The following is a 24,741-nucleotide window of genomic DNA, read 5'->3' as shown; positions in this document are numbered from 1 at the left end:
ATAGTACATTAACAAGAGGGATTAATTTCAAAAGGAGGGTGAGAAAATGCTAGGTAAGGCGGATGCTTCAATAAGTAACCATATGTATACAGAAGAAGACCAACAAAGATTATATAAACGAACGTTACTAATCGTAAGTATTTCACAAATGTTTGGCGGAGCGGGATTAGCTGCTGGAATTACAGTAGGTGCACTTCTTGCACAGCAAATGCTTGGAACAGATGCATATGCAGGATTACCGGCTGCTATGTTTACATTGGGATCTGCGATAGCGGCTTTCGTAGTAGGAAAGCTTTCGCAACGATATGGGCGCCGAGTAGGACTTGCAACAGGTTTTATGGTAGGGGGACTTGGAGCTATTGGAGTTGTAATGGCAGCTTTAACAAATAGTACTATTCTCTTACTTGTTTCTTTGCTTATTTATGGTGCGGGTACAGCTACGAATCTACAAGCTCGTTATGCAGGTACAGATTTAGCAGATAAGAAGCAACGAGCAACCGCAGTTAGTATTACAATGGTTATGACGACTTTCGGTGCAGTAGCGGGACCGAATTTAGTAGGTGTAATGGGCAATTTTGCTCATTCAATTGGAATTCCTGAACTAGCTGGTCCGTTCATATTATCGGCAGCGGCATTTATACTTGCGGGACTTGTACTTTTCGCTCTGCTTCGTCCAGATCCGTTAATTATTGCTAACATAATAGAAAGATATAAACAGGAACATACATATAAAGGACAATTGGTAACTAATGAAACGTTAGAAAATAAAAGGGGCATTACCGTCGGAGCAATCGTTATGATACTTACTCAAGTAGTTATGGTTGCGATTATGACTATGACTCCAGTACATATGGGACACCATGGTCATGGACTAAGTGAAGTAGGGCTAGTCATTGGATTCCACGTAGGGGCAATGTACCTTCCATCACTTGTTACAGGAATTTTGATTGATAAAGTTGGCAGGACAGCGATGAGTATAGCTGGTGGAGTTATATTGCTTGCTGCCGGTGTACTAGCTGCGATGGCACCAAACGACTCTTTAATACTATTAGTTGTAGCACTTTCTTTACTTGGATTAGGATGGAATCTCGGATTAATAAGTGGTACTGCTCAAATAGTTGATTCAACAGAGCCTTCCACACGTGCAAAAACACAAGGGAAAGTAGATGTATTTATTGCACTAGCTGGAGCTTCTGGTGGAGCAATGTCAGGAATGGTAGTAGCTAATTCAAGTTATGCGGCATTATCATTAGCGGGAGGGGCTGTAGCCTTACTGCTTATTCCTGTCGTGATATGGTCTCGGACAGGTAAATAAAATTTAGATAAAAGAAGCGGCGTTCAAAGGGAGGTAACCAATCTTTGAATGCAGCTTTTTTGCGATTAACTAATAGTTTAACTGGAATCGTTAATATAATTTCATTTACCGTAATGTTAGTTGTATAAAAGGAAATTTCAGTTTAAATCCCACTCCACAATAAGCCCTAAATGCGTAAGGCCGCTGCCAAAACCGTACAGTAAAAGTGTATCTCCATTATTTAAATTTCCTTCTTTTCTAAATCGTTATGAGACAATATTTGATCTGGAACATAAGTACCAATTGCGGTAATACGAGATTTAGAATTCATAGGAACATCTCCTAACTTATTTTTATAACCTGATACTAATATCAGATTACAAAAACTTCAATAAAGACTTTTATTGTATTGAAACGATAATGTTTAATTCACTATGGAGGAATTTGGCGAATGACGTAAAAATAATATACGAGAAGTTTCTAAAATTGATAATGAAGAGAGGTGAGCTCCTTGAATAGAATTTTACACATGTTTCCTGTTGTCATTATTTGTAGCTTTATTCTTATTATTTTTCCAGAAAAATCTTATGCTTGTGATTGTATTAACGTATCAGCAGAAGATGCATTTCAAAAAAATGATGTAGTGTTTGAGGGTAAAGTAATTGAGGTTGGAAGGAAAGAAGGGGGTGGAATTGAAGTGTTATTTGAAGTGAAGAAAATTTGGAAAGGAACAACTTCTTCGCAAATTATCGTATATACAAATGGTGGTGATTGTGTGTTTCACTTTGTAGAAGGAGGAGAGTACTTAGTATTTTCTTCTCAAAGAGAATCAGAAAAACAATTATACACACATAGTTGTAGTAGAACGAAGAGATTGGATGAGGCAGGGGCGGACAAAGTGGCTTTAAGTCATATTACAAAAGAGCATGTTCCAACGAAGAAAGTGGATTTAAAAGGGGAGATGGTGAGTGGCTTAAGTTGGTGGCAAGTTGCTATCATTTCCATCGGTCTGTTATTGATAATTGCTGTTGTTATTTTCATTGTGAGAAGAACTCGCAAAAAATGACGATTAAAGTAAAAATATAAAGATTTTCTTTCTGTTTCTATAGTTGGTTTAATCTTGTGAAAGCGAATTACTTATGCTACACTTTATGTAACTTAAAATGAACGGAGGGGCTTCCTTTGATCTTAATCAGATTACGTCTCAATACTTTGTGCCGATAATTGAATAGCGCTCAAAGACTCTGTCTGTGTGCAGAGTGAACGGGATTGGTCTGCCTATTTTAAAGGAACCCTTTATTAAGCTTATATGTGAAAAAGAGGGAGGGACGAATACGCCCTCTTTTTGTTTTGCCTTTATAAATAGAATGGGCTAGTATAGGTGAACACTTGTTGGATACGTATACTATCTTAGGACTTTTTGACCATGTTATAGGACGAAAGCACTGCTTTCTTCTATTTCTTTGGTGAACCCTTATCCGTTTACGAAAACACAGGCAGTGACCTGTGTTTTTTATTTTGCGTAATCGAAATGGAGGAATAAATATATGGAAGAATTATTACAAAGAGCAATAATAGTTGGAGTAAATTTAGGTAAGGAAGCTGATTTTGCATATTCGATGGAAGAGTTAGCAAATCTTACGGAAGCTTGTGATGTGGAAGTAATCGGTCAAGTGACGCAAAATTTACAACGAGTAAATCCGTCGCATTATATTGGAAAAGGGAAGATTGAAGAAGTAGCAGCGTATGTGAAAGAAGCAGATGCAAATATGGTCATCTTTAATGATGAATTATCTCCTTCACAAATTCGAAATTTAGAAGAGGATTTAGATTGTAAAGTAATTGATCGTACCATTTTAATCTTAGATATCTTTGCGCAACGTGCGAAAACGAAAGAAGCGCAGTTGCAAGTAGAAGTGGCCCATCTTCAGTACATGATGCCTCGTTTAATCGGTCTTCGTGAATCTTTAGGAAGACAAAGCGGGGGAGTTGGCACGAAAAATAAAGGTGTCGGTGAGAAGAAGTTGGAATTAGATCGTCGTAAAATTGAAGAACAAATTGCAGCTCTAAATAAAGAATTAGAAGCACTTGTTGCGCAGCGCCAAACGCAGCGTAAACAACGTAAGAAAAATGAAATTCCAGTTGTGTCATTAGTAGGATATACGAATGCAGGTAAATCAACGATAATGAATACGATGCTTGAAATTTTTAATGGAACTGTAGAGAAACAAGTATTTGAAAAAGATATGTTATTTGCGACGTTAGAGACATCTGTACGAAATATTGAGTTGCCAGATAATAAATCATTTTTATTAACGGATACAGTTGGATTTGTAAGTAAATTACCGCATCATCTTGTGAAAGCATTTCGTTCAACGCTAGAGGAAGTGGCGGAAGCAGATTTACTCATTCACGTCGTAGATTACTCAAATCCCAATTATGAGCAATTAATTGATATTACAAATGAAACGTTAAAGAAAATTGGCGTGAAAAATATCCCGACGATTTATGCATATAACAAATCAGATTTGGTAGATGTTGAAATTCCGAAAGTGCAAGAAGATCGCGTTTATCTATCTGCGAAGAAACATGTTGGAATTGAAGAGCTTGTAGAAGTGGTTCGTTCACACATTTATAAAGAGTATACGAAGTGTGAAATGTTAATTCCATATGATCAAGGACAGGTAGTTTCGTATTTCAACAATCATTCACACGTTTTATCTACGAGTTATGAAAACGAAGGTACGAAAATGGCACTAGAATGTAAGACGAGTGATTATGAGAAATATAAGCGTTTTTCTATTTAATAAAAAAAGGCGATCCTAATATGTTTTAGGATCGTCTTTTTCTTCATAGTTGCAAGCCTTCCTTTCATCCTGTCCCAGTATAAAAGAAAATACAAAGAGTTCATATAAATAAATCCGACAAAGCATATAGAAAAAATATATATTTTGTACAAGTTGAATTTCTGGAAAAAGAAATGAAACCAGTATAGAATAGAAATGTTTCAAAACTCAGAATTTATTACACTTAATGTAATAAATATAAATTTTGTACAGGAAGGAGCGATTCGTATATGCAGGCAGTTTCACAAAAAAATACAGTAGAAACACCGACGATATATCGAATATTATTTGCGATTAGTTTCGGACATTTTTTGAATGATTCGATGCAAGCAGTTGTGCCAGCGTTGTTTCCTATTTTGGAAAAAACGATGAATTTATCCTACATGCAAGTAGGGTGGATAGCGTTCGCGTTAAATATGACGTCATCGATTATGCAGCCGGTTTTTGGTATGTATTCAGATAAGAAGCCGTCACCATTTTTATTACCACTCGGTATGTTTTCGAGCATGCTTGGGATGATTGGGCTCGCGTTTGCCCCGAATTTTATTATTGTTATTATTTCTGTTTTATTTATTGGATTAGGTTCCGCAGTCTTTCATCCAGAAGGTGCCCGAGTTGCTTATATGGCGGCAGGTGCCAAACGTGGTTTAGCACAAGCGATTTATCAAGTGGGAGGAAATACAGGGAATTCGCTAGCACCTATTTTTACAGCGCTCATTTTCGTTCCACTAGGTCAAATTGGTTCTCTAGGTTTTACTGCTTTCGCAGCGGTAGGGATTGTATTGTTATTTTTTGTTTCAAATTGGTATAAAAATGAATTAGCGACTGGTGCTGTAAGAAGGAAAAAGAGGGCTGCACTTGAGGCTGAAAATGCGATTGTAGGTACGCACATTAAATTTGTTATTATACTTCTTGTTTTTCTAACATTCGTACGTTCTTGGTACGGTGCTGGTATCGGGAATTTCTATCAATTTTATTTAATAGAGCATTACGGTTTATCTATAAAAAATGCACAGTATTTCGTCTTCGCTTTTATGATTGCTGGTGTATTAGGTACTTTCTTTGGTGGTCCGCTAGCGGATCGATTCGGTAAGAAAAAGATCATTGTCTTTTCGATGCTCGGTTCAGCGCCGCTAGCACTATTGTTACCTCACGTTTCTCTTATGTGGGTTGTACCGTTATTTTTATGCATTGGATTTATTAGCTCTAGTAGTTTTAGTGTAATCGTTGTATATGCACAAGAACTTGTTCCAGGGAAAGTTGGAATGGTATCTGGTTTAATTGTCGGCCTTGCGTTTGGACTTGGAGCATTAGGTGCTGTAGTTCTTGGGAAATTGGCTGATATGTATAGTCTTCAGTTTATTATGCTATTATGTAGTTGTTTACCATTAATTGGACTAACTTCATGGTTACTGCCAAATGATAAGAAAACGATAGAATAGGAGATGCGCTATGAAAGTATGTGAAAACGTTACAGAATTAATAGGAGATACACCTGTCGTTCGATTATCTAAATTTATTCCAGAAGACGCAGCGGATGTGTATGTAAAACTGGAAATGTTTAATCCGTCACGCAGTGTGAAAGATCGTGCTGCTTATAATTTAATTCATATTGCGGAGGAACACGGCCTCATTAAGCCGGGGGATACAATTATTGAACCGACGAGTGGCAATACAGGAATTGGTTTAGCGATGAATGCAGCAGCCAAAGGATATAAAGCAATTTTAATTATGCCAGACAATATGTCCAAAGAGCGTATTAATTTATTGAAGGCATACGGCGCAGAAGTAGTTTTAACACCGGCAGAACAAAGAATGCCAGGAGCAATTGCAAAGGCGGTAGAGTTGCAAAAAGAAATTCCAAATAGTTTTATTCCGCAGCAATTTGAAAACCCAGCAAATCCGGATGTTCATCGTTATACGACTGCACTTGAAATTTATGAACAAATGGATGGAGAGCTTGATGCATTTGTAGCAACCGCAGGAACAGGTGGAACAATTACAGGGACCGGTGAAACATTAAAAGAGAAACTACCAAACTTATATATTGCAGTAGTAGAACCGAAAGGGTCACCAGTGTTATCTGGTGGTGTTCCAGGCCCTCATAAACTAGTCGGAACAAGTCCTGGTTTTATTCCAAAAAACTTAAATACAGAAGTGTATAACGAAATTATTCAAATTGCAGATGAAGAGGCATTAACTACAATGAGGAACTTAGCAAGACAAGAAGGATTACTAGTAGGGCCATCTTCAGGAGCCTCTGTTTACGCCGCAATTATGATAGCGAAGCGTCTAGGTGCTGGTAAAAAAGTTTTATGTATTGCACCGGATACAGGGGAACGTTATTTAAGTATGGGGCTATTTGAATAAAAAGTGATAGAAGCACCTTAATAGTAAGGATGAAAATCCGCTATTAAGGTGCTTCTTTTAGAAAAATAGAGAATGGGTGAGCGTATGGCGAATACGTTGATAGGGAAACCGGAGTATAGTGTACAGGAGTTAGAAGTGCTAATTGAAGAGGTATTACATTTAGTAGAACAACATGCGCCGGAATTAAATATCGCTGAACAACAAAAGCGTATTCAATATGCGAAGTGAAAAAACAAGAGATGTAACAACGAGTTACATCTCTTGTTTTTTATTTTACTAACTTTCCTAATACAGGTAAACGTTGAATACGATTACCGAGAATATGCGAAGCGAGTCCACTCGTTAATACGAATAGAAGATAGACAAGTCCTCCTGCTGAGGCGCATATAAATACAATAATCAGTGATTCTACATAAGATTGGCCAGGAATAATCCAGCTTATAAATGCTCTTAATGCAATTACAACAGCAGACATTGCCGCGGAGTAAATCGTAATAAGAAATACTGTTTTTGCTGTTTCGCCAATTTTAAATTTCGCAAACTTAACGATGCAGTACAACATAATAATATTTGAAACTAGATATCCAAGAATTGTTCCAAGTACAGCACCATGTCCACCGAATAAGTGTAAAAGTGGTGTGTTCAGCACAATTTTAACGAGAATACCGACTGAGAATGCAATCATTGTTTTTCTTTGATAATCAATGCCTTGTAATATAGCTGCTGAAACTGTGAAAATCGCACTTAATATAGCAGACGGTGCAAATGAAATTAAATATTGTGATCCACCAAGTGCAATTTCAGGATTTACATAAACCATGCGGAATGCATCGTAAGCGATACTAGCTAAACCGAATGCTGCTGGGATAGTGAAGAATAGCAATACTTGAAATATCTTTGAAATTTGTCCTTGTAATTCTTCTAGTTTCCCGCTTGTAAATGATTTCGTTATAGCCGGAATAATTGTTAATGAGAAACCAGTTGCAAGTGAAGCTGGAATCATAATTAACTTTTGTGCATAGTTCGTTATATAAGCGAAAACGGCATTCGCGGTTTCTAAAGGCTCTCCCATCGCCCTAAGGACATCAGCTACGGTATATTGATCTACTAACGTATAGAGTGGAATTGCAATACCAACAAATACAATGGGGATTGCATATCGAAGTAATTCCATGTAAATATTTTTTAATGGAATATCGGATGCCCTTGACTTTAATTCACCTTCAGGAGGCTTTAATCCGTTATACTTTTTCCAGTACAGCATTAAAATAGAGACGCTGGCAATTGCTCCGATAACAGCGCCAAACGTAGCAACTGCAACAGAAGAAGCTACTGAGCCTCCTAATAGTTTGGAGACGATAAAACTACCAACTAAAATGAAAACAACGCGCGCAATTTGTTCCACAACTTGAGATACAGCACTAGGTTTCATATGTTGAAAACCTTGGAAATAACCACGTGTAACACTCATAGCTGGTACGATAATAAGCGCGAAACTTAATGCTCGCATTGTAAGTGTTACGTCGGCGATAAATTGTGGATCTGGCGTTTTCGAGCGAATGATAAATTGTGATATGTACGGTGCTCCAATAAATAAAGTTAAAAATCCTAAAAAGCCCATAAACAACATCAATTTTACGCTCGAGTTATACAATTTTTTACTTGTACTATAATCACCAAGCGCATTATGTTTTGCAACAAATTTTGAGACGGCAATTGGAATACCAGCTGTTGAAAAGCTTAATAAAATACCGTACCAAGAGTATGCATATCCGTATAAAGCAACCCCTTGCGTTCCAACTAATAATTGGAAGGGGAAAAAGTATATAAAACCTAAAATTCGTGAAATCATTGTTGCACCACTTAATAAAGCGGTACCTTTTAAAACTTTTGAAGTAGACAAAATTCTTTCCTCCTACTCGTGCTGTCTTGCATTTATCGTATACTACTATAAACCTGTTAGAGAAGTTAATACAGTATAAACCATAAATGTTCTAATACTATTCATTTGAAAGTCATATTTTGAATTTTAAAATAGAATGTAATGCATAAAATTTCAAAATATAAGTTGACACTATTTTTAATGTATGATAAAAATGATAGTAATCAATTCGGAAAATAATATTTGAGCAATGAAAGGGTATAGTAGTGAAAATCTCCCTATTTCAGAGAGCTGATGGTTGGTGTGAATCAGTATATAGATTATTCATGAAGTTCGTCCTGGAGCATCTTTCATAAATCTCACATTGTGAGGAAATGAAAGACGGTAGTGCATACCGTTATCAAATAAAGTGGTGAAGATTTTTTTCACAACTAGGGTGGTACCGCGATATATATCGTCCCTACGTATTTACGTAGGGACGTTTTTTATTTAGGTCTTAACTTCGTTGTGTCTTCATAACTAGGGTGGTACCGCGATATTTTATCGTCCCTACGTATTTGCGTAGGGGCGTTTTTATTTAGGTCTTACTTTTGTTGTATCTTCATAACTAGGGTGGTACCGCGATATTTTTGTCGTCCCTACGTATTTACGTAGGGGCGTTTTTTATTTGAGAGGAAGTGGTTGGATTAGAACGGGCTAGTAATAGAACAATATGAACATAGAGCGAATTATAATGAAAAGAAGTAGAAAAAGAGAGGAGATAAAAAGATGAATTCACAGCAATGGACATCGAAATTAGGTTTCGTATTAGCTGCAGCAGGTTCAGCAATTGGTCTTGGGGCGATTTGGAAATTCCCATATATGGCCGGCATCGGAGGAGGCGGGGCATTCTTCCTTATTTTCATCGGTTTCACATTATTAATTGGTTTACCGCTATTATTAGCTGAATTCGTTATTGGAAGAAGTACACAAAAAGAGGCTGTTGATGCGTATAGAGAGATTGCTCCTAAAACGTTATGGCCGTGGTTAGGTAAATTAGGGATTGTAACATGTTTCATATTACTTTCTTTCTACAGTGTTGTAGGGGGTTGGATTTTATTATACTTATGGAATGCAATTACAGGTAGACTATGGGAAGGAAATGGAGCATACGAAGCTACGTTTGGTGAAATCATTTCCAATCCGTATTTAGCAGTTGGATCACAGCTATTATTCATCCTTATTACTATTTTTATCGTAAGTAAAGGTGTACAAAATGGTGTTGAAAAAGTAAATAAATATTTCATGCCAGCGCTATTCGTTTTATTCTTTGTATTAATTGTTCGTGCACTTACGTTAGACGGTGCTGGAGAAGGAGTTCGATTCTTCTTACAACCTGATTTCTCAAACGTAACATCAGAAATCATTTTATATGCAATGGGGCAATCGTTCTTCTCGCTATCTGTCGGTGTAGCCGTTATGGTAACGTATAGCTCATACTTACCGAAAGAAGAAAGTTTACCGCGTTCAGCATTTTCTATCGTAGCTTTAACACTTGTTATTACATTACTTGCAGGACTTGCAATTTTCCCAGTTGTGTTCGCATTTGGAATGGAACCATCTCAAGGACCAGGACTATTATTTATCGTATTGCCAGCTATTTTCAGTAAAATGGCGTTCGGAAAATTATTCTTCATCGTTTTCTTATTACTATTCTTCTTTGCTACTGTTACATCAGCAATTTCAATGCTAGAAATTAGCGTTGCATCTTTAACAACAAAAGGTAAAAGCAAAGGGAAACGTGAAAAAATGGCATTAATCGTAGGATTATTAATTTTCGTTGTTGGGGTACCATCAGCATTATCATTCGGTTTGTTAAGCGATGTGAAACCATTTGGAAAAACAATTTTTGATTTAGCAGACTATGCGGTTAGTAACATACTAATGCCGCTTGGTGTTTTATTAGTTTCCATCTTTGTTCCCTTGAAAATGAAGAAAGATGTATTAATGAAAGAGCTTGGTGTAAGTAAAAATAAAGGCTATAAACTATTCGTATTATGGTTATTCTTACTTCGCTATATTGCACCAATTGCGATTATTATCGTATTCCTAAATGTGCTTGGAATTATATAAAAGAAAGGTAGCGTATCGTGGTATGATACGCTACCTTTTTATTTTGCTCTTTTTTGCAGTTCATTTACTGTTACGAATTGATACCCCTTTTTAGATAAAGAGTCTAAAATACCTTCAATGGTTTGCAGATTTTCATTAGATTCATCGTACATAGAGTGCAATAAAATGATAGAACCAGGTTTTATATTCTTATTGACGTAATCAACTTTATCAGCCGCAGATTTATAAAAAGTATCAGGCTCAAGATTCCATGTGATAGTTTCAATATTATTTTTGTTTAAATAGTATGGTAGTCCTATTAGTTTCTTACCGTTGGGTGGCCTAAAATCAATTTCGCCGGTAAATCCTGTTTGGCGAATTAATGAATTTGTTTTTTCTATTTCTTCTTTAATAAAAGAAGGTGATTTAAAAACCATTCTGTTATGAGAATATGTATGATTTCCAAGTTGGTGTCCAGATTGAACAATCGCTTTACCTAATGGTAAATTGTTTTCTAATTCATTTCCGATAACAAAGAAAGTAGCTTTTGCATTGTACTTATCTAGCAGTGGTAGTATTTGTTTTACATTGTTAGTAGGGCCATCATCAAAAGTTAAAGCAATCACTTTTTCATTCGCTTCAATGCGATTTGTTAAGTCTCCAAATAATTGAAAGCTTCTTGCGTTCATTAATTTGTACGTGCCGAATAATGATATAACAATAATAAGTAGTGTAACTAATATAATGATGATTATTTTTTTCTTCTTCATAATACAACCTCACATTTATTTTTGATTTGATTAAAAAGTATTATATCAAACTAAGTAACTTGGTGCTTTGAAAAAGGATGAAGATGCAAGGAGAGGAAATTTATCATATAATAAAATGCAAAAGGTATATTAGGAGGGGTTTATATGGCGATTACAATTCAATTGCCAGACACTGCAGCGTCTCATGCAAAGCCAAGTATAGAAATGGCGATACTTTGCGTGAGGTAGACAAGTAATATACAATCAATCGCCAAAATGAGCTCGTATCATTTTTTATATTTGGCTTTGCACCTTATTGAAATGAACCATAAAAAATAAGGGGCGAGCAGAAATGAAATACGTAAAGGCTAAGGCCGTTTTACCAGAAAGTTTAATTGCTGAAATTCAAAAGTATATACAAGGTGAAACAATTTACATTCCAAAACAAGAAACAAAACATTATAAATGGGGTACACGATCTGGCGGAAGAAAACAACTGGATGAAAGAAATAAAGCAATTAAAGACGCTTTTAAAAGTGGAATTGCAATTCAGCAACTTGCAGAAGAATATTTTCTTTCTGGAGAAACGATTAAAAAGATAGTGTATTCTAAGTGAATAAAAGTGAAAGGGTCTGGTTCATATGTTATTGTGAATCAGGCTTTTTTTATTTTGTAGGCATTGGATATATTGGGTGTGAGTGGGCAAGATAATACCAAAAATGCAACGTCCTTTTACTAAATAGAATACATAGCGTGTGGATGAAAAGTAGGGGTCTTATTTCGTAAAGCAGAAAGGTGAACATATATGAATCATATCGGACAAATAACTATAGAGCTTTTAGTTGGTTTTTTTGTTCTATTGGTTGCTACAAAAATATTAGGGAAAACACAAATATCTCAGCTAACACCTTTTGATTTTATTTCTGCTATCGTTCTTGGTGAGCTTGTTGGAAATTCAATATATGATCCTAAAATTAAAGTGTGGTCTATTTTATATTCAGTATTTGTTTGGGTCATATTAATTTACACAATAGAAGTGATAACGCAAAAAATAAGAGGAACAAGAAGGTTTTTTGAAGGATACCCTTCTATTATTATTCGTAATGGGCATATTGACCGAGAGCAATTAAGTGCAAATCATTTGGACATAAACCAATTACAGCAAATGCTAAGACAACAAAAAGATATTTTTTCAATCCGAGAAGTTGAATATATGATATTGGAACCTAACGGAAACATAAGCGTTCTGAAAAAAAGTAAATATGAAACTCCCAATATAAATGATTTAAGTTTAAAACATAAGCCAGTATACTTACCCATTTCATTAATTAGTGACGGGAAAGTAGTTAAGGATAATTTGAGGGAAGCGGGTTTTGATGAAGGGTGGCTTTATAAGCAAATTAAGCAAAAAGGAATTACTAAATTTGAGGATGTTCTATATGCGGAATGGAAAACAGATGATGGTTTCTTTTGTCAGGAGATGAATCGGTAGAAAATAATCGATGCAGTTATGTAATTTTCATTTCTAAACTATCTTTTACATATCAAAAAACTGAATCATTGTATACAATAAAGTAAAACTAGATCAACAATTTGTATGGAGTGATAAAGATGGAAGTTTTTATTAGAAGTGATCAATATAATTTTATAAAGTCACAAGCTTATATTTTAGCAAATGGACATGCGACGGCAAATGATAGAGGAGTAATTCAAGCGTTAAAATCACTTGCAATTGAAAAGATAATACATGTATTTGAGAATTTAACGGATGAACAGAAAGAGTTAATTGATACGGTATTAACAGTTGAAAATAGAGAAGGTGCAGAATCGTTTTTACTGAAAATAAATCCGTATGTAATACCGTTTCAGGAAGTTACAGCACAAACGTTAAAAAAATTATTCCCAAAAGCGAAAAAATTAAAACTTCCTGATATGGATGAAATTAATATGAAAGAAACGTCTTATTTAAGCTGGATTGATAAAGGAACAAGCAGGAAATTTATAATTGCAAAAAACAATAATAAGTTCGTTGGTCTACAAGGAACGTTCCAAAGCATAAATAAAAAAAGTATTTGTTCATTATGTCATGGGCATGAAGAAGTAGGGATGTTTTTAGTTGAAATAAAAGGAAAGATCCCAGGAACGTTTGTTAAAAAGGGGAATTATATTTGCAAAGATGGTGTTGCTTGTAACCATAACATGAAATCGCTTGATAAATTACAGGATTTTATTGAGAGATTGAAGAAATAAATAGAAGACCTCTAGTACTTAAACTGGAGGTTTTTATTTTTTGAAGAAGTAGTAATAGATTTCCTTTGTAGATGTAGATTAAAAATAAAGTTTGATCAAAATATCTATTTCGATACAAGTGCTTATTTTTAACAAAAGATGAGGTGTTAAAGGTGAAACGATGGCCTAAAGATACGATAGTGGCTGGTCGTGGTCATACCGTTGGTCTTAAATCGGATGGCACGGCGGTAGCAGTGGGGCGAAATAAAGAAGGTGAATGCAATGTAAGCGGCTGGCGTGATATTGAAGCGGTCGCGGTGGGTAATGTTCATATGGCGACGAACACAGGTAATGCTCATACAATCGGTCTTACAACTGACAGTACTGTGGTAGCAGTGGGTTGGAATAAGCATGACCAATGTGATGTAAACGACTGGAATAATATTGTAGCAGTGGCGGCGGGGTGGCGTCGTACCATTGGTCTTAAATCGGATGGCACGGTGGTAGCAGTGGGGCGAAATAAAGAAGGTGAATGCAATATAAGCGGGTGGCGTGATATTGTGGCGGTCGCGGCGGGTGACTGGCATACAATTGGCCTTAAATTGGACGGCACTGTGACGACTGTGGGTAATAATCGGTATGACCAATGCAATGTAAGTGGCTGGCGGAATATTGTGGCGATAGCGGCGGGTTATCTTCATACAGTTGGTCTTAAATCAGACGGCATGGTGACGGCTGTGGGCAATAATAAACATGGTCAATGCGATGTCAGTAGCTGGAGGGATATTGTGGCGATAGCTGCAGGGAGTAATCATACAATTGGTCTTAAATCAGACGGCATAGTGACGGCTGTGGGTAATAATAAACATGGTCAATGTGATGTAAGTGATTGGCGCGATATTGTAGCGATAGCGGCGGGTTGTGCCCATACAGTCGGTCTTAAATCAGACAGCACGGTGGTAGCGGTGGGTGATAACGAATATGGCCAATGCGATGTAGGCAGTTGGCGCGGTATTCGACTGCCTAGTAATTAGTTTTAACAGCAATTGTTTTTTTCATTGTATGGTACCTTTTTCAAAGATAAAAACGCATCGTACTTTTAAAAGAAAGCACGATGCGTTTTTATTATTTTTTTTGCCAATTTTCGTTAATAAAATCTTCACGACCAGATTCTTTACGTTCTAAAGCGTACTTTTCTGGGTTCTTTTTATAAAAATGTTGATGGTATTCTTCGGCCTCATAAAAAGGTGCAGTCGGACGAATTTCAGTCACGATTGGATCTTTAAACATACCGCTTTCTGCTAGAGTTTGCTTCGATTTTTCTGCAAGTTCTTTTTGTGTTTCATTATGATAAAAAATTGCTGTGCGGTAAGAGGGGCCACGATCGAAAAATTGTCCATCATCATCAGTCGGATCGATTTGTGGCCAATATAAATCTAATAATTTTTGATATGGGAAAATAGAAGGATCGAATGTAATTTGTACGACTTCTAAATGTCCAGATGTTCCAGCCTTTACTTGTTCATATGTTGGGTTTTCTACATGACCACCTGCATAGCCGGAAAGCACTTTATGAATACCAGGAAGTTCATCAAATGGCTTTACCATGCACCAAAAACAACCACCTGCGAAGGTTGCGAGTTCGTATGTTTTTTCTGACATTGCTGTAATCCTCCTAAATATATATGTTTTATATAGTATTATATAAATTGTTTTATTGCGCAATAAAAAAGATTTGAAAATATATGTTTTTTATAAACAAGATCCTCCGCTCACATCAATCAATTGGCCAGTAACCCAACGACTATCAGGGGAAGCGAGAAATGCAGCGGTATCGGCAATGTCTTCTACTTCACCTAATCGATTGAAAGCTGAAATGTTAGTAGCATATTGTTTCATCATTGGATCGCTCAAGAGTTCCGCGTTCATATCTGTTTTGATAAAGCCTGGAAGTATTGCATTCACCGTTATTCCTCTTGCTCCAAGCTGCTTTGCAAGCGTGAAAGTCATTGTGTTAATTGCACCTTTCGTCATACTATATGCAACGAAATCAGGTAAAGAAATGCGAGTTGCGGCTGATGAGATATTAACAATCCGGCTATTGTCACGTAAACGTGGTAGAGCTTGTTGGATGATGAAGAATGGTGCTTTTGCATTTACTGAAACGATTCTATCAAAAAATTGTTCAGTCGTTTCTTCAATAAAAGCACCAGGTCCAATTCCAGCGTTGTTTATTAAAATATCAAATTCCGTTCCACCAGTTCGCTTTTGCAATTCAGTATCTAAAGAGTTATATAGATTTTCTACACCGTGTAAAGATTCAAGATTTGCACCGATAGAAAAAGCTGATCCGCCATTTGATTGAATTTCATGAACAGTTTCTTCAGCATCTTCTTTTCGGTTACCATAATGAACAGCAACTAATGCACCGTCGTTTGCTAAACGCTTTGCGATAGCACGTCCAATTCCTCGGCTTGCTCCAGTAACTAATGCTATTTTACCTTTTAACATAGTTCTCTCATCTCCTCATAAATTTTTTATATGTTTTTAAGTTGTTTTTCTTTATGTAGAAAAGCAAACATACTTAAGCAATATATGAGTACATGTAAGGAGGTCATTCCGATTTTGTTTTGAGAAAAATAAATATCCTTCTAGTGAATGAATTGAACTTTTAAAAAAAATGAAAAATATATTGACAATGAAAAGGACAAAGTCCTATAATACGTTTAACAAATAAAAGTTAATTAAGAATTTTCTGAATTAATATTTTGTATATGCAAAGAAGAGGAAAGTAGATGATTATGATCGTTTCAGAGAGCTACTCCAAGGCTGTGAGAGTAGTAACAATCGAATCATTGAATATCACCTCGGAGCATCGCTTGCGAAAGGGAAACTGAGTAGAGGGCGGCGGCATCGTCTCCGGTAAAAGGACGGGGGTCTGGTTGGACCTACAAAGCTTATATTTCGTGAGAAGTGTAAGGAAGCTGAGTGGTAACGCGAAACTCTCGCCTCAGCAATCAAAGCTACTATTAAGTAGTAGTTGATTGCTGAGGTGAGAGTTTTTATTTTAAAAAATAGAGTAAGTAAGAGAAAAAATGTGTAAGAAGGGATTTGACAAGATGAGAAGTGACATGATTAAAAAAGGTTTTGATAAAGCTCCGCATCGTAGTTTATTAAAAGCAACTGGTTTAAAAGATGAAGATTTTGATAAACCATTCATAGCAATTTGTAATTCTTTTATTGAAATTATTCCAGGTCATAAGCACTTAAATGAGTTTGGGAAACTTGTTAAAGAAGCAGTACGTGCAGCAGGCATGGTTCCATTTGAATTTAATACAATTGGAGTAGATGACGGTATTGCGATGGGCCATATCGGTATGCGTTATTCGCTTCCGAGTCGTGAAATTATTGCAGATTCAGTAGAAACGGTTGTAAATGCACACTGGTTTGATGGAATGATTTGTATTCCAAACTGCGACAAAATTACGCCAGGTATGATGATGGCTGCACTTCGTGTAAACATTCCAACTGTTTTTGTTTCAGGTGGACCGATGGCAGCGGGGAAAACATCTAAAGGGGAAGTTGTCGATTTAAGTTCTGTTTTTGAAGGGGTAGGAGCCTATCAATCTGGGAAAATTTCAGAAGAAGAATTAAAGGATATTGAAGATCATGGCTGTCCATCTTGTGGTTCTTGTTCCGGTATGTTTACAGCGAACTCTATGAACTGTTTATGTGAAGTGTTAGGCTTAGCTCTTCCTGGTAACGGGAGTATTTTAGCAATTGATCCAAGACGTGAGGAGTTAATTAAACAAGCAGCAGAAAAATTAAAAATTTTAATTGAAAGAGATATTAAACCACGCGACATTGTAACAGAAGAAGCAATTGATGATGCGTTTGCACTTGATATGGCGATGGGTGGATCAACGAATACAGTATTACACACATTAGCACTCGCACAAGAGGCGGGGTTAGATTACGATATGAACCGCATTGATGCAGTTTCAAGGCGTGTACCGCATTTATGTAAAGTAAGTCCAGCTTCTAATTGGCATATGGAAGATATCGATCGAGCAGGCGGGATTAGTGCAATTTTGAAAGAGATGAGCCGAAAAGAAGGGGTACTTCACCTTGATCGTATAACTGCTACTGGGCAAACGTTACGAGAAAATATCGCTCATGCAGAGATTCAAGATAAGGAAGTGATTCATTCTCTCGAAAATCCTCATAGTGAAGAAGGGGGATTACGTATATTAAAAGGAAACCTTGCGAAAGATGGAGCGGTTATTAAAAGCGGAGCAACAGAAGTAAAACGATTTGAAGGACCTTGCGTTATTTTTAATTCACAAGATGAGGCGCTTGCCGGCATTATGCTTGGGAAAGTTAAGAAAGGGGATGTAGTTGTTATTCGCTATGAAGGACCAAGAGGCGGACCTGGTATGCCGGAAATGTTAGCACCAACATCAGCAATTGCTGGTATGGGATTAGGAGCAGATGTTGCACTGTTAACTGATGGTCGCTTCTCTGGTGCTTCACGTGGTATTTCAGTAGGGCATATTTCACCAGAAGCAGCTGGGGGAGGAACGATTGCACTTCTTGAAAAAGGAGATATTGTATGTATTGATGTTGAGGAACGCTTGTTAGAAGTGAGAGTTAGTGATGAGGAATTAGAGAAGCGTAAAAAAGAATGGAAACGACCAGAACCAAAAGTGAAAACTGGGTGGCTTGGACGTTATGCACAAATGGTAACATCGGCGAATACAGGTGCAGTTCTAAAAATCCCGAATTTTGATTGAGCCAATTTAAAAGAGATAAGGATGATACGGAATGGTGCAAAAGGTAAAGGAGAGAGTGAAAATTGAAGATATCTTAATGGCTCATAATTGCATGAAAGATATCGTTATTAAAACACCGTTACAACGAGATTCAGTTTTATCTGAGAAATATGAATGTGACGTATACGTTAAGCGAGAAGATTTACAAGTTATTCGTTCTTTCAAAATTCGTGGTGCGTATAATTTAATTCAAAGTTTACCGAAAGAAAAGTTAAAAAATGGTGTTGTTTGTGCAAGTGCGGGTAATCATGCACAAGGAGTGGCTTATACTTGTAATTTATTGAAGATTCCGTCAAAAATTTTCATGCCGACAACCACACCTAAGCAAAAAGTATCACAAGTTGAATTTTTCGGTGGTGATTTCGCAGAAATTGTATTAGTTGGTGATACATTTGATAGTGCTTTCCAAGAGGCGCAGCGCTATTGTGTGGAAAATAGGATGACATTTGTACATCCGTTCGATGATCCGTATGTCATTGCTGGTCAAGGAACAGTCGCTGTTGAAATTATGCATGATATGGAGAAACCAGTTGATTATATATTTACAGCAATTGGCGGTGGTGGATTAGCATCTGGTATTGGTACATATGTAAAGGGGGTTAGTCCTACTACAAAGGTAATCGGTGTAGAACCGATGGGAGCTGCATCTATGAAAGAAGCTTTTCTTCAAAATGAAAATGTTGCATTAGATAAGATTGATAGTTTCGTTGATGGAGCAGCAGTTAAGAAAGTAGGAAAGTTAACTTTTGAAACATGTAAAGATGTAATTGATGACATTGTTTTAGTACCAGAGGGAAAGGTTTGTACGACGATTTTAGAACTGTATAAGAAAAATGCGATTGTAGCAGAGCCGGCTGGAGCGCTTTCTATTGCGGCACTTGATCTATACAGAGATGAAATAAAGGGGAAAACAGTTGTATGTACGTTAAGTGGTGGGAATAATGATATTGATAGAATGCAAGAAATGAAAGAACGATCCCTTATTCACGAAGGATTAAAGCATTACTTCATCATTGAATTTCCTCAACGTTCAGGAGCACTACGAGAGTTTCTGGATAAAGGATTAGGACCGGAAGATGATATTACTCGCTTTGAGTATATTAAGAAACATAATAAAGAAAATGGTCCAGCTTTAGTGGGGGTAGAATTAAAACATAGGGAAGACTATGAAGCTTTAATTACTCGCTTTCAAGAAAATAACATTCAATTTGTGGAGCTTAATAAAAATCCTGTGCTGTTTGATTTACTTATTTAATAAAAGAAAAGAGTTAACATACAATTCTACTTGAAATAAAAAAGATAGATACAAGCGGCGGGAAATCCTGCTTGTTCTATCTTTTTTATTCTTTGAAAGTTAAACGAAATACGTTCCATATTTAAGAAGGATAAAGCTAGTTAACCAAAAAAGTATTGCAATACGAATGATTATGTACATTGTAAATTCAAAGGGAGAAAGTTTTCTCTCTCGCTTTATTTTTCTTAGAAGTCTAACCGAAAAAACGGAACATAAAAGCAGGATCGCTATAGATAGTTCATACACTTTTTCTAGCAGACTTATATTTTCTAACAAGTTTTTCAGCATATTCATCACCTTTTTGTAATGTATATCACAGAGAAATGGATCTCATGCTGTTTAGTTGCGTTTGTTTATTATTTTCCCAGTATCATCAATTTCTACATCAGTTGAAACCGTTTGTAAATATTGTAGAGCTTTTTTCTTTTCTTCTTCATTTACAGGGGAAACTTGGTTGTTGCGAATGATGTAAGGATTGAATGACATTTGGACATCCTTTCCTTTAAAGGTTAAAGTTAATACGCCAGTTTCGGCGCTTTTTCCATTCACATAACTTGGGAATAAAAAGTTTCCTAATGAGTAAGCGATAGGCACTTTATTATAATACTCAAACCCTTGTAACCAATGCGGGTGACTTCCAACAATCGCATCAGCACCCGCCTCTACCATTTTCGGAACATATTGTTTCTGGTATTCTATCGGGCGATTTGATTTTTCGACGCCCCAATGCATATAGACGATTACATAATCAGCATCTTTCTTTTGCTCTTGAATTGTTTTTGTTACAAGATCTAGATCATATCCGTTTGCAACGCCAGGTTTATTGTCACCAGCTACCCAATTAAAGTTAGGCATAAAGCGTACAAAGGAAAGAAACTTAAACTTTTTTCCTTTTACAGTTAGTTCACGAGCAGTATAAGCATCTTCAGTATTTTTTCCGGCTCCAGTGTAAGGTAGTTTTAATTTTTCGACGTGAGAAATGGTGTCTAGTAGTCCATCTTGTCCATAATCAAGTGTATGGTTATTGCCAATATTGACAATATCGTATCCAGTATTTTTAATTGCTTGTAGTGTGGATGGATCACTTTTAATCCAAAATTGTTGTCCAGGTACTTTTTTTTCTCTCGTTGTAAATGCTGACTCTAAATTAACAAAAGAAATATCAGCTTTTGTTATTTCTTCTTTTACGTGTTGAAACGGGTAATCCGCCCCATTTTTTTCGATTACAGGACGTAATTGCCAATCGAACATTGTATCACCAGAGAAGGTGAGTGTAATTTCAGGGTCTTCGTTTTTCTTTTCGGTCGTTGAATTTGCTTTGGTTGATGCGTTTTGTACATCTGGTTTATTTTTTGCTTTTGAAATGTAAGTGTAATTGATTAATAAAACAATTGGTGTAATGAAAAAGGCTATTAAAATAAGTCGTTTTAATAAAGTTTTCATAGCTACCGTCCCTTTTGGTTTTGTCCCGCTTTGTTCAACTGATAAAAATCTATCACTGACTAAAGGTTCCCTGTATACCGTAATCGTGAAATTCCACAATGAATGTAGTGAAAATAACGTATAGATAGATTCATAGATGCTAAAAAAGTGGGTTGTTAGTAATGGAAATCACTTGTTAATATTCTCAATATTAAGTTAACATATAGGTAACCTTTAAAGCAATGTGTAATCCAGAATATAGTAATAAAGAATGCAGAGGATGGAGAATGTAATATGGTTATATTAGGAGCAGTTGTAAATGGGGTCTGCATTATAATTGGAACTTTGTTTGGTAAATTATTTAGTAATATTCCAGAAAGTATGAAAGGAACGATTATGCATGCAATTGGTTTAACGGTTGCTGTACTTGGACTTCAAATGGCATTGAAGAGTGAAAGTTTTCTCGTTGTGATTTTAAGTTTAGTTATTGGTGCGGTAATTGGAGAATGGCTACAATTAGAAGAAAGATTAACACATTTAGGAGAATGGCTAGAAAATAAAGTTGGATCGAAAGGTAAAGGAAGTATATCAGAAGGTTTTGTAACAGCTACTCTAATTTTTGCAATTGGAGCGATGGGGATACTTGGCGCATTAGACAGTGGTATTAGAGGGAATCACGATGTTTTATTCACAAAAGCGATTATTGATGGATTCATTTCTATTATATTGACGACAACTCTTGGGATTGGAGTGGTATTTTCAGCGATTCCAGTTATTTTATATGAAGGTGCCATTGCAATTTTCGCAACACAAATTAATAGTTTTGTACCAGAGAAATTAATGAATCAATTTATAGTTGAAATGACAGCAACTGGTGGTATTATGATTTTTGCAATTGGATTAAACTTACTTGGATTCATTAAAATTAAAGTAGCAAATTTACTTCCAGGGATATTGGTAGTTGGAATAATTGTTTCTATTATATATGGTTACGGTTTGATATTTAGTTTTTAGGGGGAAGGGATATAGATGGAGGAATTCCAATTTACAAAACGTGCCTATAAAATATTGGAGATTGCAACGCGAGAGGCTGAGTGTAATAAAGGAATTATTCATCCAGTTCATCTATTTATAGGAGCTTGTAAGGAAGGTACTGGAGTTTGTGCGGAGTTACATATGTATTTATTTCACACGGTGGGTATGGATTTTTTAGCAAAAATATCGTTGCTTCAACAATATTATACAAATGAAATAGAATACATAAATGTTGGGGAGTTTAAAGTTTCAAATAAGACGATAGAAGTTTTAAAAGTAGCAAAGAAACGGATGGACCGTTTTCAGCAAGTATTAATAAATGAAGGACATGTTTTATATGCAATTTTTCAAGGGGATACAGTTATTGAAAAGGTTTTAAGTGAAAATGTGCAAAAAGAGGTATTGCAAATTACATCTGAGCCAAGAGACTTAACCGTTGCTTTAAAAAGATTCAATCCTATTTATAATAATTTAAGCTGTAATATTAGAAGAGCAATCTTTTCTGATTTTGAAAAGTTAGCACGTTTTGTTAAGGATGAATTTGGTGAGCGTTGGTTAAAATCTTTAGATTATGGATTTCGGACATATAAAGAAGAGGTACCTATTTTTATTGCTGAGGAAGGAGGAGAAATTATTGGTTTCGCTTGTTACGATGTTGTGAGAGGAAAGAAAGGATTGTTTGGCCCTATGGGTACAGCGAAACATAATCGTGTGAACGGTGTTGGGAAGGAATTGTTACATCATTGTTTATATAGTATGAAGCAAGATAGATATGAATATGCAATTATTGGACAAGCAGGTCCGATTGAGTTTTACGAGAGAAGTTGTAATGCGAGTTTAATACAGATAGAGAATAATTAACCAACTTCATATAGGGGAGTTGGTTTTATTATGAAAACGTTGTAGGAATGTAGTGATTCTTACTAGAAAATAGCGGGTTTTATAGTAAATATTACATTTGACACTCCCACCCCTAAAGGGGCCAGCTGACTAACGTCAGTGGGATTCTTGCTACCAAAGGCGAAGTCCATTTCTGGTATCGCTGACGTGCAAGATTGCGGTGTGCCATCACCACTCCCACAACAGACCATATAGGTTCGTGGGCTACGGTACTGTGACCATACCGTACAGATTGTTGGTTCTCAAATGTTTTTACGTCTTTTGCATGACGACTTAATACATTTTACGGAGTAGAAGAATTTGCTACCCCAACCTCATATGTATTCTGTTTTCAGAGAACAGTCGTTTTAGAGTCTTTTGCATGACTATGAATAAAGTATACCATGTTTTGCTATGCAAAAACGATGCTTTCATCCCACGTCTAAAGACGGACTAAAGTCCTGCGTGGGCTTTCCCGTATCGTAAATTCTGTAAAGCAAATTACTAAACTTTTTCTAGAAAACGGTGTAGAATGGGTATCGAATGAAAGAAGGTGTGAAAATGGCCAGCTGGAAACGAAATTTAATGATTTGTTGGCTAGGTTGTTTTACCACTGCAGCCGGTATGAGTTTAGTAATTCCTTTTTTATCTTTTTATATTGAGGAATTAGGAGTGACTGGCACTTCGAGTATTGCACAGTGGTCGGGACTTGCATTTGGTGTAACATTTTTAATGGGTGCGATCGTATCACCAATATGGGGCAAGCTTGGTGATATACATGGACGGAAATTGATGCTTATACGTGCTAGCCTTGGTATGGCGGTAATTATGACGCTTATGGGGTTTGTGACGGACGTGTATCAACTAGTCGCACTTCGGTTTTTAATGGGAGCGGTATCTGGTTTCCTTTCTACAGCGATGACATTTATTGCTGCAGAAACACCGCGAGAACATTCAGGTTGGGCAATTTCTACAATCTCAACTGGAGGCGTGAGCGGTTCATTACTTGGGCCGATACTCGGAGGTTATTTGTCAGAGTTAATCGGAATGCGCCATGTTTTTCTAGTTACAGGAGCTTTCTTATTCCTTTCTTTTCTTATCGTCTTTTTCTTCTTACATGAGGAGAAACATTCTGCTAAAGCAAAAAAGGCACAGCCGAAAAAAGTATGGACGATGGTCCCGGCAAAACATTTAATAATAAGTTTATTTGTAGCAACGTTTATTATTCAGCTTGCAAATATGTCGATTCAACCTATTATTACGTTGTACGTAAAGCATTTGGTAGGACCAGGAACAGATCATATTGAAATGCTTGCAGGTGCAGTCATGTCTGCGACAGGATTAGCAGTTATTTTAGCAGCTCCTAAGCTAGGAAGATTATCAGATCATATTGGACCTCAAAAAACGTTAGTTGTAGCGTTGTTTGCTGCAGGAATTATTTTTATTCCGCAAGCATTTGTAACCTCAGCTTGGCAACTATTAATTCTTCGCTTTTTATTAGGTATTGCACAAGCAGGACTATTACCTTCCGTACAAACTCTACTAAAACAACATACGCCAACCCATGTAACGGGACGAATATTTGGATATAATCAATCGTTTCAGTTTTTAGGAAATATGATTGGACCAGTACTTGGCGGACAAATTGCAGCTCATGCGGGATTCCAATATGTTTTCTTCTCTACATCATCATTATTATTTATTGCATGTATTTGGGTTTATTTTCACAATAAGAACGAAGAGGTATCAGAGAAACAACATTTGGAAGTTAGTTAATTAGGTGAATGAACAGTAAAAGGATGAAGCAATATTTGCTCC

The 24,741-nt window shown here is 36.3% G+C and carries 22 protein-coding genes, 2 pseudogenes and 1 other annotated feature; of the genes and pseudogenes, 16 read left to right on the top strand and 8 right to left on the bottom strand.

Going from position 1 to position 24,741, the window contains the following annotated elements; genetic code table 11:
• The first annotated feature begins 46 nt into the window (after positions 1-46).
• Positions 47-1,315 carry an MFS transporter gene (locus tag MKX77_RS15265; protein WP_341307127.1) on the top strand — a complete coding sequence of 423 codons (1,269 nt, stop codon included), beginning with the start codon at positions 47-49 and terminating at the stop codon, positions 1,313-1,315.
• A gap of 137 nt (positions 1,316-1,452) precedes the next feature.
• Here MKX77_RS15265 and MKX77_RS15260 read toward each other — a convergent pair.
• Both MKX77_RS15260 and MKX77_RS15255 read right to left on the bottom strand, forming a co-directional pair.
• Positions 1,453-1,554: pseudogene (locus MKX77_RS15260) on the bottom strand (ketoacyl-ACP synthase III); the annotation flags it as partial.
• Positions 1,536-1,625, bottom strand: coding sequence for a 3-oxoacyl-ACP synthase (locus tag MKX77_RS15255; protein WP_341307126.1), 90 nt, complete (start codon positions 1,623-1,625; stop codon positions 1,536-1,538). The gene MKX77_RS15255 and the pseudogene MKX77_RS15260, both read right to left, overlap by 19 nt.
• A gap of 180 nt (positions 1,626-1,805) precedes the next feature.
• Between MKX77_RS15255 and MKX77_RS15250 the strand changes: the two genes are divergently transcribed.
• The 5 genes and pseudogenes from MKX77_RS15250 to MKX77_RS15230 all read left to right on the top strand — a co-directional run.
• On the top strand, positions 1,806-2,360 hold the full coding sequence (locus MKX77_RS15250; protein ID WP_341307125.1) for a cobalamin biosynthesis protein CbiN: 555 nt from the start codon (positions 1,806-1,808) through the stop codon (positions 2,358-2,360).
• Positions 2,361-2,841: 481 nt separating this feature from the next.
• Entirely contained in the window at positions 2,842-4,101 is a 1,260-nt protein-coding gene (gene hflX / locus MKX77_RS15245; protein WP_341307124.1) for a GTPase HflX, read from the top strand.
• 269 nt (positions 4,102-4,370) lie between these two features.
• Entirely contained in the window at positions 4,371-5,582 is a 1,212-nt protein-coding gene (locus tag MKX77_RS15240) for an MFS transporter (protein WP_341307123.1), read from the top strand.
• 10 nt (positions 5,583-5,592) lie between these two features.
• Positions 5,593-6,510 carry a cysteine synthase A gene (gene cysK / locus MKX77_RS15235; RefSeq protein ID WP_078173131.1) on the top strand — a complete coding sequence of 306 codons (918 nt, stop codon included), beginning with the start codon at positions 5,593-5,595 and terminating at the stop codon, positions 6,508-6,510.
• Between the two features lie 78 nt (positions 6,511-6,588).
• Positions 6,589-6,738, top strand: a pseudogene (locus MKX77_RS15230) (DUF4037 domain-containing protein); the annotation flags it as partial.
• A 40-nt stretch (positions 6,739-6,778) separates the two neighbouring features.
• Here the strand turns inward: MKX77_RS15230 and MKX77_RS15225 are convergent.
• Complete coding sequence (locus tag MKX77_RS15225; protein ID WP_341307122.1) at positions 6,779-8,413, bottom strand: putative polysaccharide biosynthesis protein; 1,635 nt, start codon at positions 8,411-8,413, stop codon at positions 6,779-6,781.
• Positions 8,414-8,633: 220 nt separating this feature from the next.
• Positions 8,634-8,857 (top strand) — a binding site (T-box leader).
• A 303-nt stretch (positions 8,858-9,160) separates the two neighbouring features.
• Between MKX77_RS15225 and MKX77_RS15220 the strand changes: the two genes are divergently transcribed.
• Entirely contained in the window at positions 9,161-10,504 is a 1,344-nt protein-coding gene (locus tag MKX77_RS15220) for a sodium-dependent transporter (RefSeq protein ID WP_215555952.1), read from the top strand.
• Between the two features lie 38 nt (positions 10,505-10,542).
• On the opposite strand, the gene MKX77_RS15215 is transcribed toward MKX77_RS15220, so the two are convergent.
• On the bottom strand, positions 10,543-11,253 hold the full coding sequence (locus tag MKX77_RS15215; protein WP_341307121.1) for a polysaccharide deacetylase family protein: 711 nt from the start codon (positions 11,251-11,253) through the stop codon (positions 10,543-10,545).
• Positions 11,254-11,584: 331 nt separating this feature from the next.
• Between MKX77_RS15215 and MKX77_RS15210 the strand changes: the two genes are divergently transcribed.
• From MKX77_RS15210 to MKX77_RS15195, 4 genes are all read left to right on the top strand, one after another.
• Positions 11,585-11,848, top strand: a complete 264-nt coding sequence (locus MKX77_RS15210; protein WP_341307120.1) for a CD3324 family protein — start codon at positions 11,585-11,587, stop codon at positions 11,846-11,848.
• A 189-nt stretch (positions 11,849-12,037) separates the two neighbouring features.
• Complete coding sequence (locus tag MKX77_RS15205; protein WP_215555954.1) at positions 12,038-12,724, top strand: DUF421 domain-containing protein; 687 nt, start codon at positions 12,038-12,040, stop codon at positions 12,722-12,724.
• 119 nt (positions 12,725-12,843) lie between these two features.
• The gene (locus MKX77_RS15200) at positions 12,844-13,482 is read left to right on the top strand and encodes a FusB/FusC family EF-G-binding protein (RefSeq protein WP_341307119.1); all 639 of its coding nucleotides are present in this window, start codon (positions 12,844-12,846) and stop codon (positions 13,480-13,482) included.
• A 143-nt stretch (positions 13,483-13,625) separates the two neighbouring features.
• Positions 13,626-14,495 (top strand): RCC1 domain-containing protein, encoded by an 870-nt coding sequence (locus tag MKX77_RS15195; protein ID WP_341307118.1) that lies wholly within the window; start codon positions 13,626-13,628, stop codon positions 14,493-14,495.
• Between the two features lie 91 nt (positions 14,496-14,586).
• Here the strand turns inward: MKX77_RS15195 and msrA are convergent, their stop codons facing one another.
• Both msrA and MKX77_RS15185 read right to left on the bottom strand, forming a co-directional pair.
• Positions 14,587-15,123, bottom strand: coding sequence for a peptide-methionine (S)-S-oxide reductase MsrA (gene msrA / locus MKX77_RS15190; RefSeq protein WP_215555957.1), 537 nt, complete (start codon positions 15,121-15,123; stop codon positions 14,587-14,589).
• Positions 15,124-15,213: 90 nt separating this feature from the next.
• Positions 15,214-15,972 carry an SDR family oxidoreductase gene (locus MKX77_RS15185; RefSeq protein WP_002141274.1) on the bottom strand — a complete coding sequence of 253 codons (759 nt, stop codon included), beginning with the start codon at positions 15,970-15,972 and terminating at the stop codon, positions 15,214-15,216.
• Positions 15,973-16,580: 608 nt separating this feature from the next.
• On the opposite strand from MKX77_RS15185, the gene ilvD reads away from it, so the two are divergent.
• Positions 16,581-18,254 (top strand): dihydroxy-acid dehydratase, encoded by a 1,674-nt coding sequence (ilvD, locus tag MKX77_RS15180; protein WP_341307117.1) that lies wholly within the window; start codon positions 16,581-16,583, stop codon positions 18,252-18,254.
• A 31-nt stretch (positions 18,255-18,285) separates the two neighbouring features.
• Entirely contained in the window at positions 18,286-19,548 is a 1,263-nt protein-coding gene (gene ilvA, locus MKX77_RS15175) for a threonine ammonia-lyase IlvA (RefSeq protein ID WP_341307116.1), read from the top strand.
• Between the two features lie 99 nt (positions 19,549-19,647).
• On the opposite strand, the gene MKX77_RS15170 is transcribed toward ilvA, so the two are convergent.
• Together MKX77_RS15170 and MKX77_RS15165 are read right to left on the bottom strand one after the other, a co-directional pair.
• The gene (locus MKX77_RS15170; protein WP_080013725.1) at positions 19,648-19,875 is read right to left on the bottom strand and encodes a hypothetical protein; all 228 of its coding nucleotides are present in this window, start codon (positions 19,873-19,875) and stop codon (positions 19,648-19,650) included.
• Between the two features lie 51 nt (positions 19,876-19,926).
• Positions 19,927-21,030: a CapA family protein gene (locus MKX77_RS15165; protein WP_341307115.1), complete on the bottom strand. Its 1,104-nt coding sequence runs from the start codon at positions 21,028-21,030 to the stop codon at positions 19,927-19,929.
• Positions 21,031-21,303: 273 nt separating this feature from the next.
• Between MKX77_RS15165 and MKX77_RS15160 the strand changes: the two genes are divergently transcribed.
• From MKX77_RS15160 to MKX77_RS15150, 3 genes are all read left to right on the top strand, one after another.
• Positions 21,304-22,023: a DUF554 domain-containing protein gene (locus tag MKX77_RS15160; protein WP_088078304.1), complete on the top strand. Its 720-nt coding sequence runs from the start codon at positions 21,304-21,306 to the stop codon at positions 22,021-22,023.
• A gap of 15 nt (positions 22,024-22,038) precedes the next feature.
• Positions 22,039-22,905 carry a GNAT family N-acetyltransferase gene (locus MKX77_RS15155; protein ID WP_341307114.1) on the top strand — a complete coding sequence of 289 codons (867 nt, stop codon included), beginning with the start codon at positions 22,039-22,041 and terminating at the stop codon, positions 22,903-22,905.
• Positions 22,906-23,484: 579 nt separating this feature from the next.
• Complete coding sequence (locus MKX77_RS15150) at positions 23,485-24,699, top strand: multidrug efflux MFS transporter (protein ID WP_341307113.1); 1,215 nt, start codon at positions 23,485-23,487, stop codon at positions 24,697-24,699.
• The last annotated feature ends 42 nt before the right edge of the window (positions 24,700-24,741 follow it).

Source organism: Bacillus sp. FSL R9-9410 (genome assembly GCF_038050385.1).
Classification (GTDB): Bacteria; Bacillota; Bacilli; order Bacillales; family Bacillaceae_G; genus Bacillus_A; species Bacillus_A cereus_U.
Note: the sequence above shows the minus strand (reverse complement) of the source record. Positions and strands in the feature narration are given on the sequence as shown.

Coding starts and splice junctions, on each gene's coding strand:
- MKX77_RS15265 (WP_341307127.1), top strand. CDS start 47: ATGCTAGGTAAGGCGGATGCTTCAATAAGTAACCATATGTATACAGAA.
- MKX77_RS15255 (WP_341307126.1), bottom strand. CDS start 1,625: ATGAATTCTAAATCTCGTATTACCGCAATTGGTACTTATGTTCCAGAT.
- hflX (WP_341307124.1), top strand. CDS start 2,842: ATGGAAGAATTATTACAAAGAGCAATAATAGTTGGAGTAAATTTAGGT.
- MKX77_RS15240 (WP_341307123.1), top strand. CDS start 4,371: ATGCAGGCAGTTTCACAAAAAAATACAGTAGAAACACCGACGATATAT.
- cysK (WP_078173131.1), top strand. CDS start 5,593: ATGAAAGTATGTGAAAACGTTACAGAATTAATAGGAGATACACCTGTC.
- MKX77_RS15220 (WP_215555952.1), top strand. CDS start 9,161: ATGAATTCACAGCAATGGACATCGAAATTAGGTTTCGTATTAGCTGCA.
- MKX77_RS15215 (WP_341307121.1), bottom strand. CDS start 11,253: ATGAAGAAGAAAAAAATAATCATCATTATATTAGTTACACTACTTATT.
- MKX77_RS15210 (WP_341307120.1), top strand. CDS start 11,585: ATGAAATACGTAAAGGCTAAGGCCGTTTTACCAGAAAGTTTAATTGCT.
- MKX77_RS15205 (WP_215555954.1), top strand. CDS start 12,038: ATGAATCATATCGGACAAATAACTATAGAGCTTTTAGTTGGTTTTTTT.
- MKX77_RS15200 (WP_341307119.1), top strand. CDS start 12,844: ATGGAAGTTTTTATTAGAAGTGATCAATATAATTTTATAAAGTCACAA.
- msrA (WP_215555957.1), bottom strand. CDS start 15,123: ATGTCAGAAAAAACATACGAACTCGCAACCTTCGCAGGTGGTTGTTTT.
- MKX77_RS15185 (WP_002141274.1), bottom strand. CDS start 15,972: ATGTTAAAAGGTAAAATAGCATTAGTTACTGGAGCAAGCCGAGGAATT.
- ilvD (WP_341307117.1), top strand. CDS start 16,581: ATGAGAAGTGACATGATTAAAAAAGGTTTTGATAAAGCTCCGCATCGT.
- ilvA (WP_341307116.1), top strand. CDS start 18,286: ATGGTGCAAAAGGTAAAGGAGAGAGTGAAAATTGAAGATATCTTAATG.
- MKX77_RS15170 (WP_080013725.1), bottom strand. CDS start 19,875: ATGCTGAAAAACTTGTTAGAAAATATAAGTCTGCTAGAAAAAGTGTAT.
- MKX77_RS15165 (WP_341307115.1), bottom strand. CDS start 21,030: ATGAAAACTTTATTAAAACGACTTATTTTAATAGCCTTTTTCATTACA.
- MKX77_RS15160 (WP_088078304.1), top strand. CDS start 21,304: ATGGTTATATTAGGAGCAGTTGTAAATGGGGTCTGCATTATAATTGGA.
- MKX77_RS15155 (WP_341307114.1), top strand. CDS start 22,039: ATGGAGGAATTCCAATTTACAAAACGTGCCTATAAAATATTGGAGATT.
- MKX77_RS15150 (WP_341307113.1), top strand. CDS start 23,485: ATGGCCAGCTGGAAACGAAATTTAATGATTTGTTGGCTAGGTTGTTTT.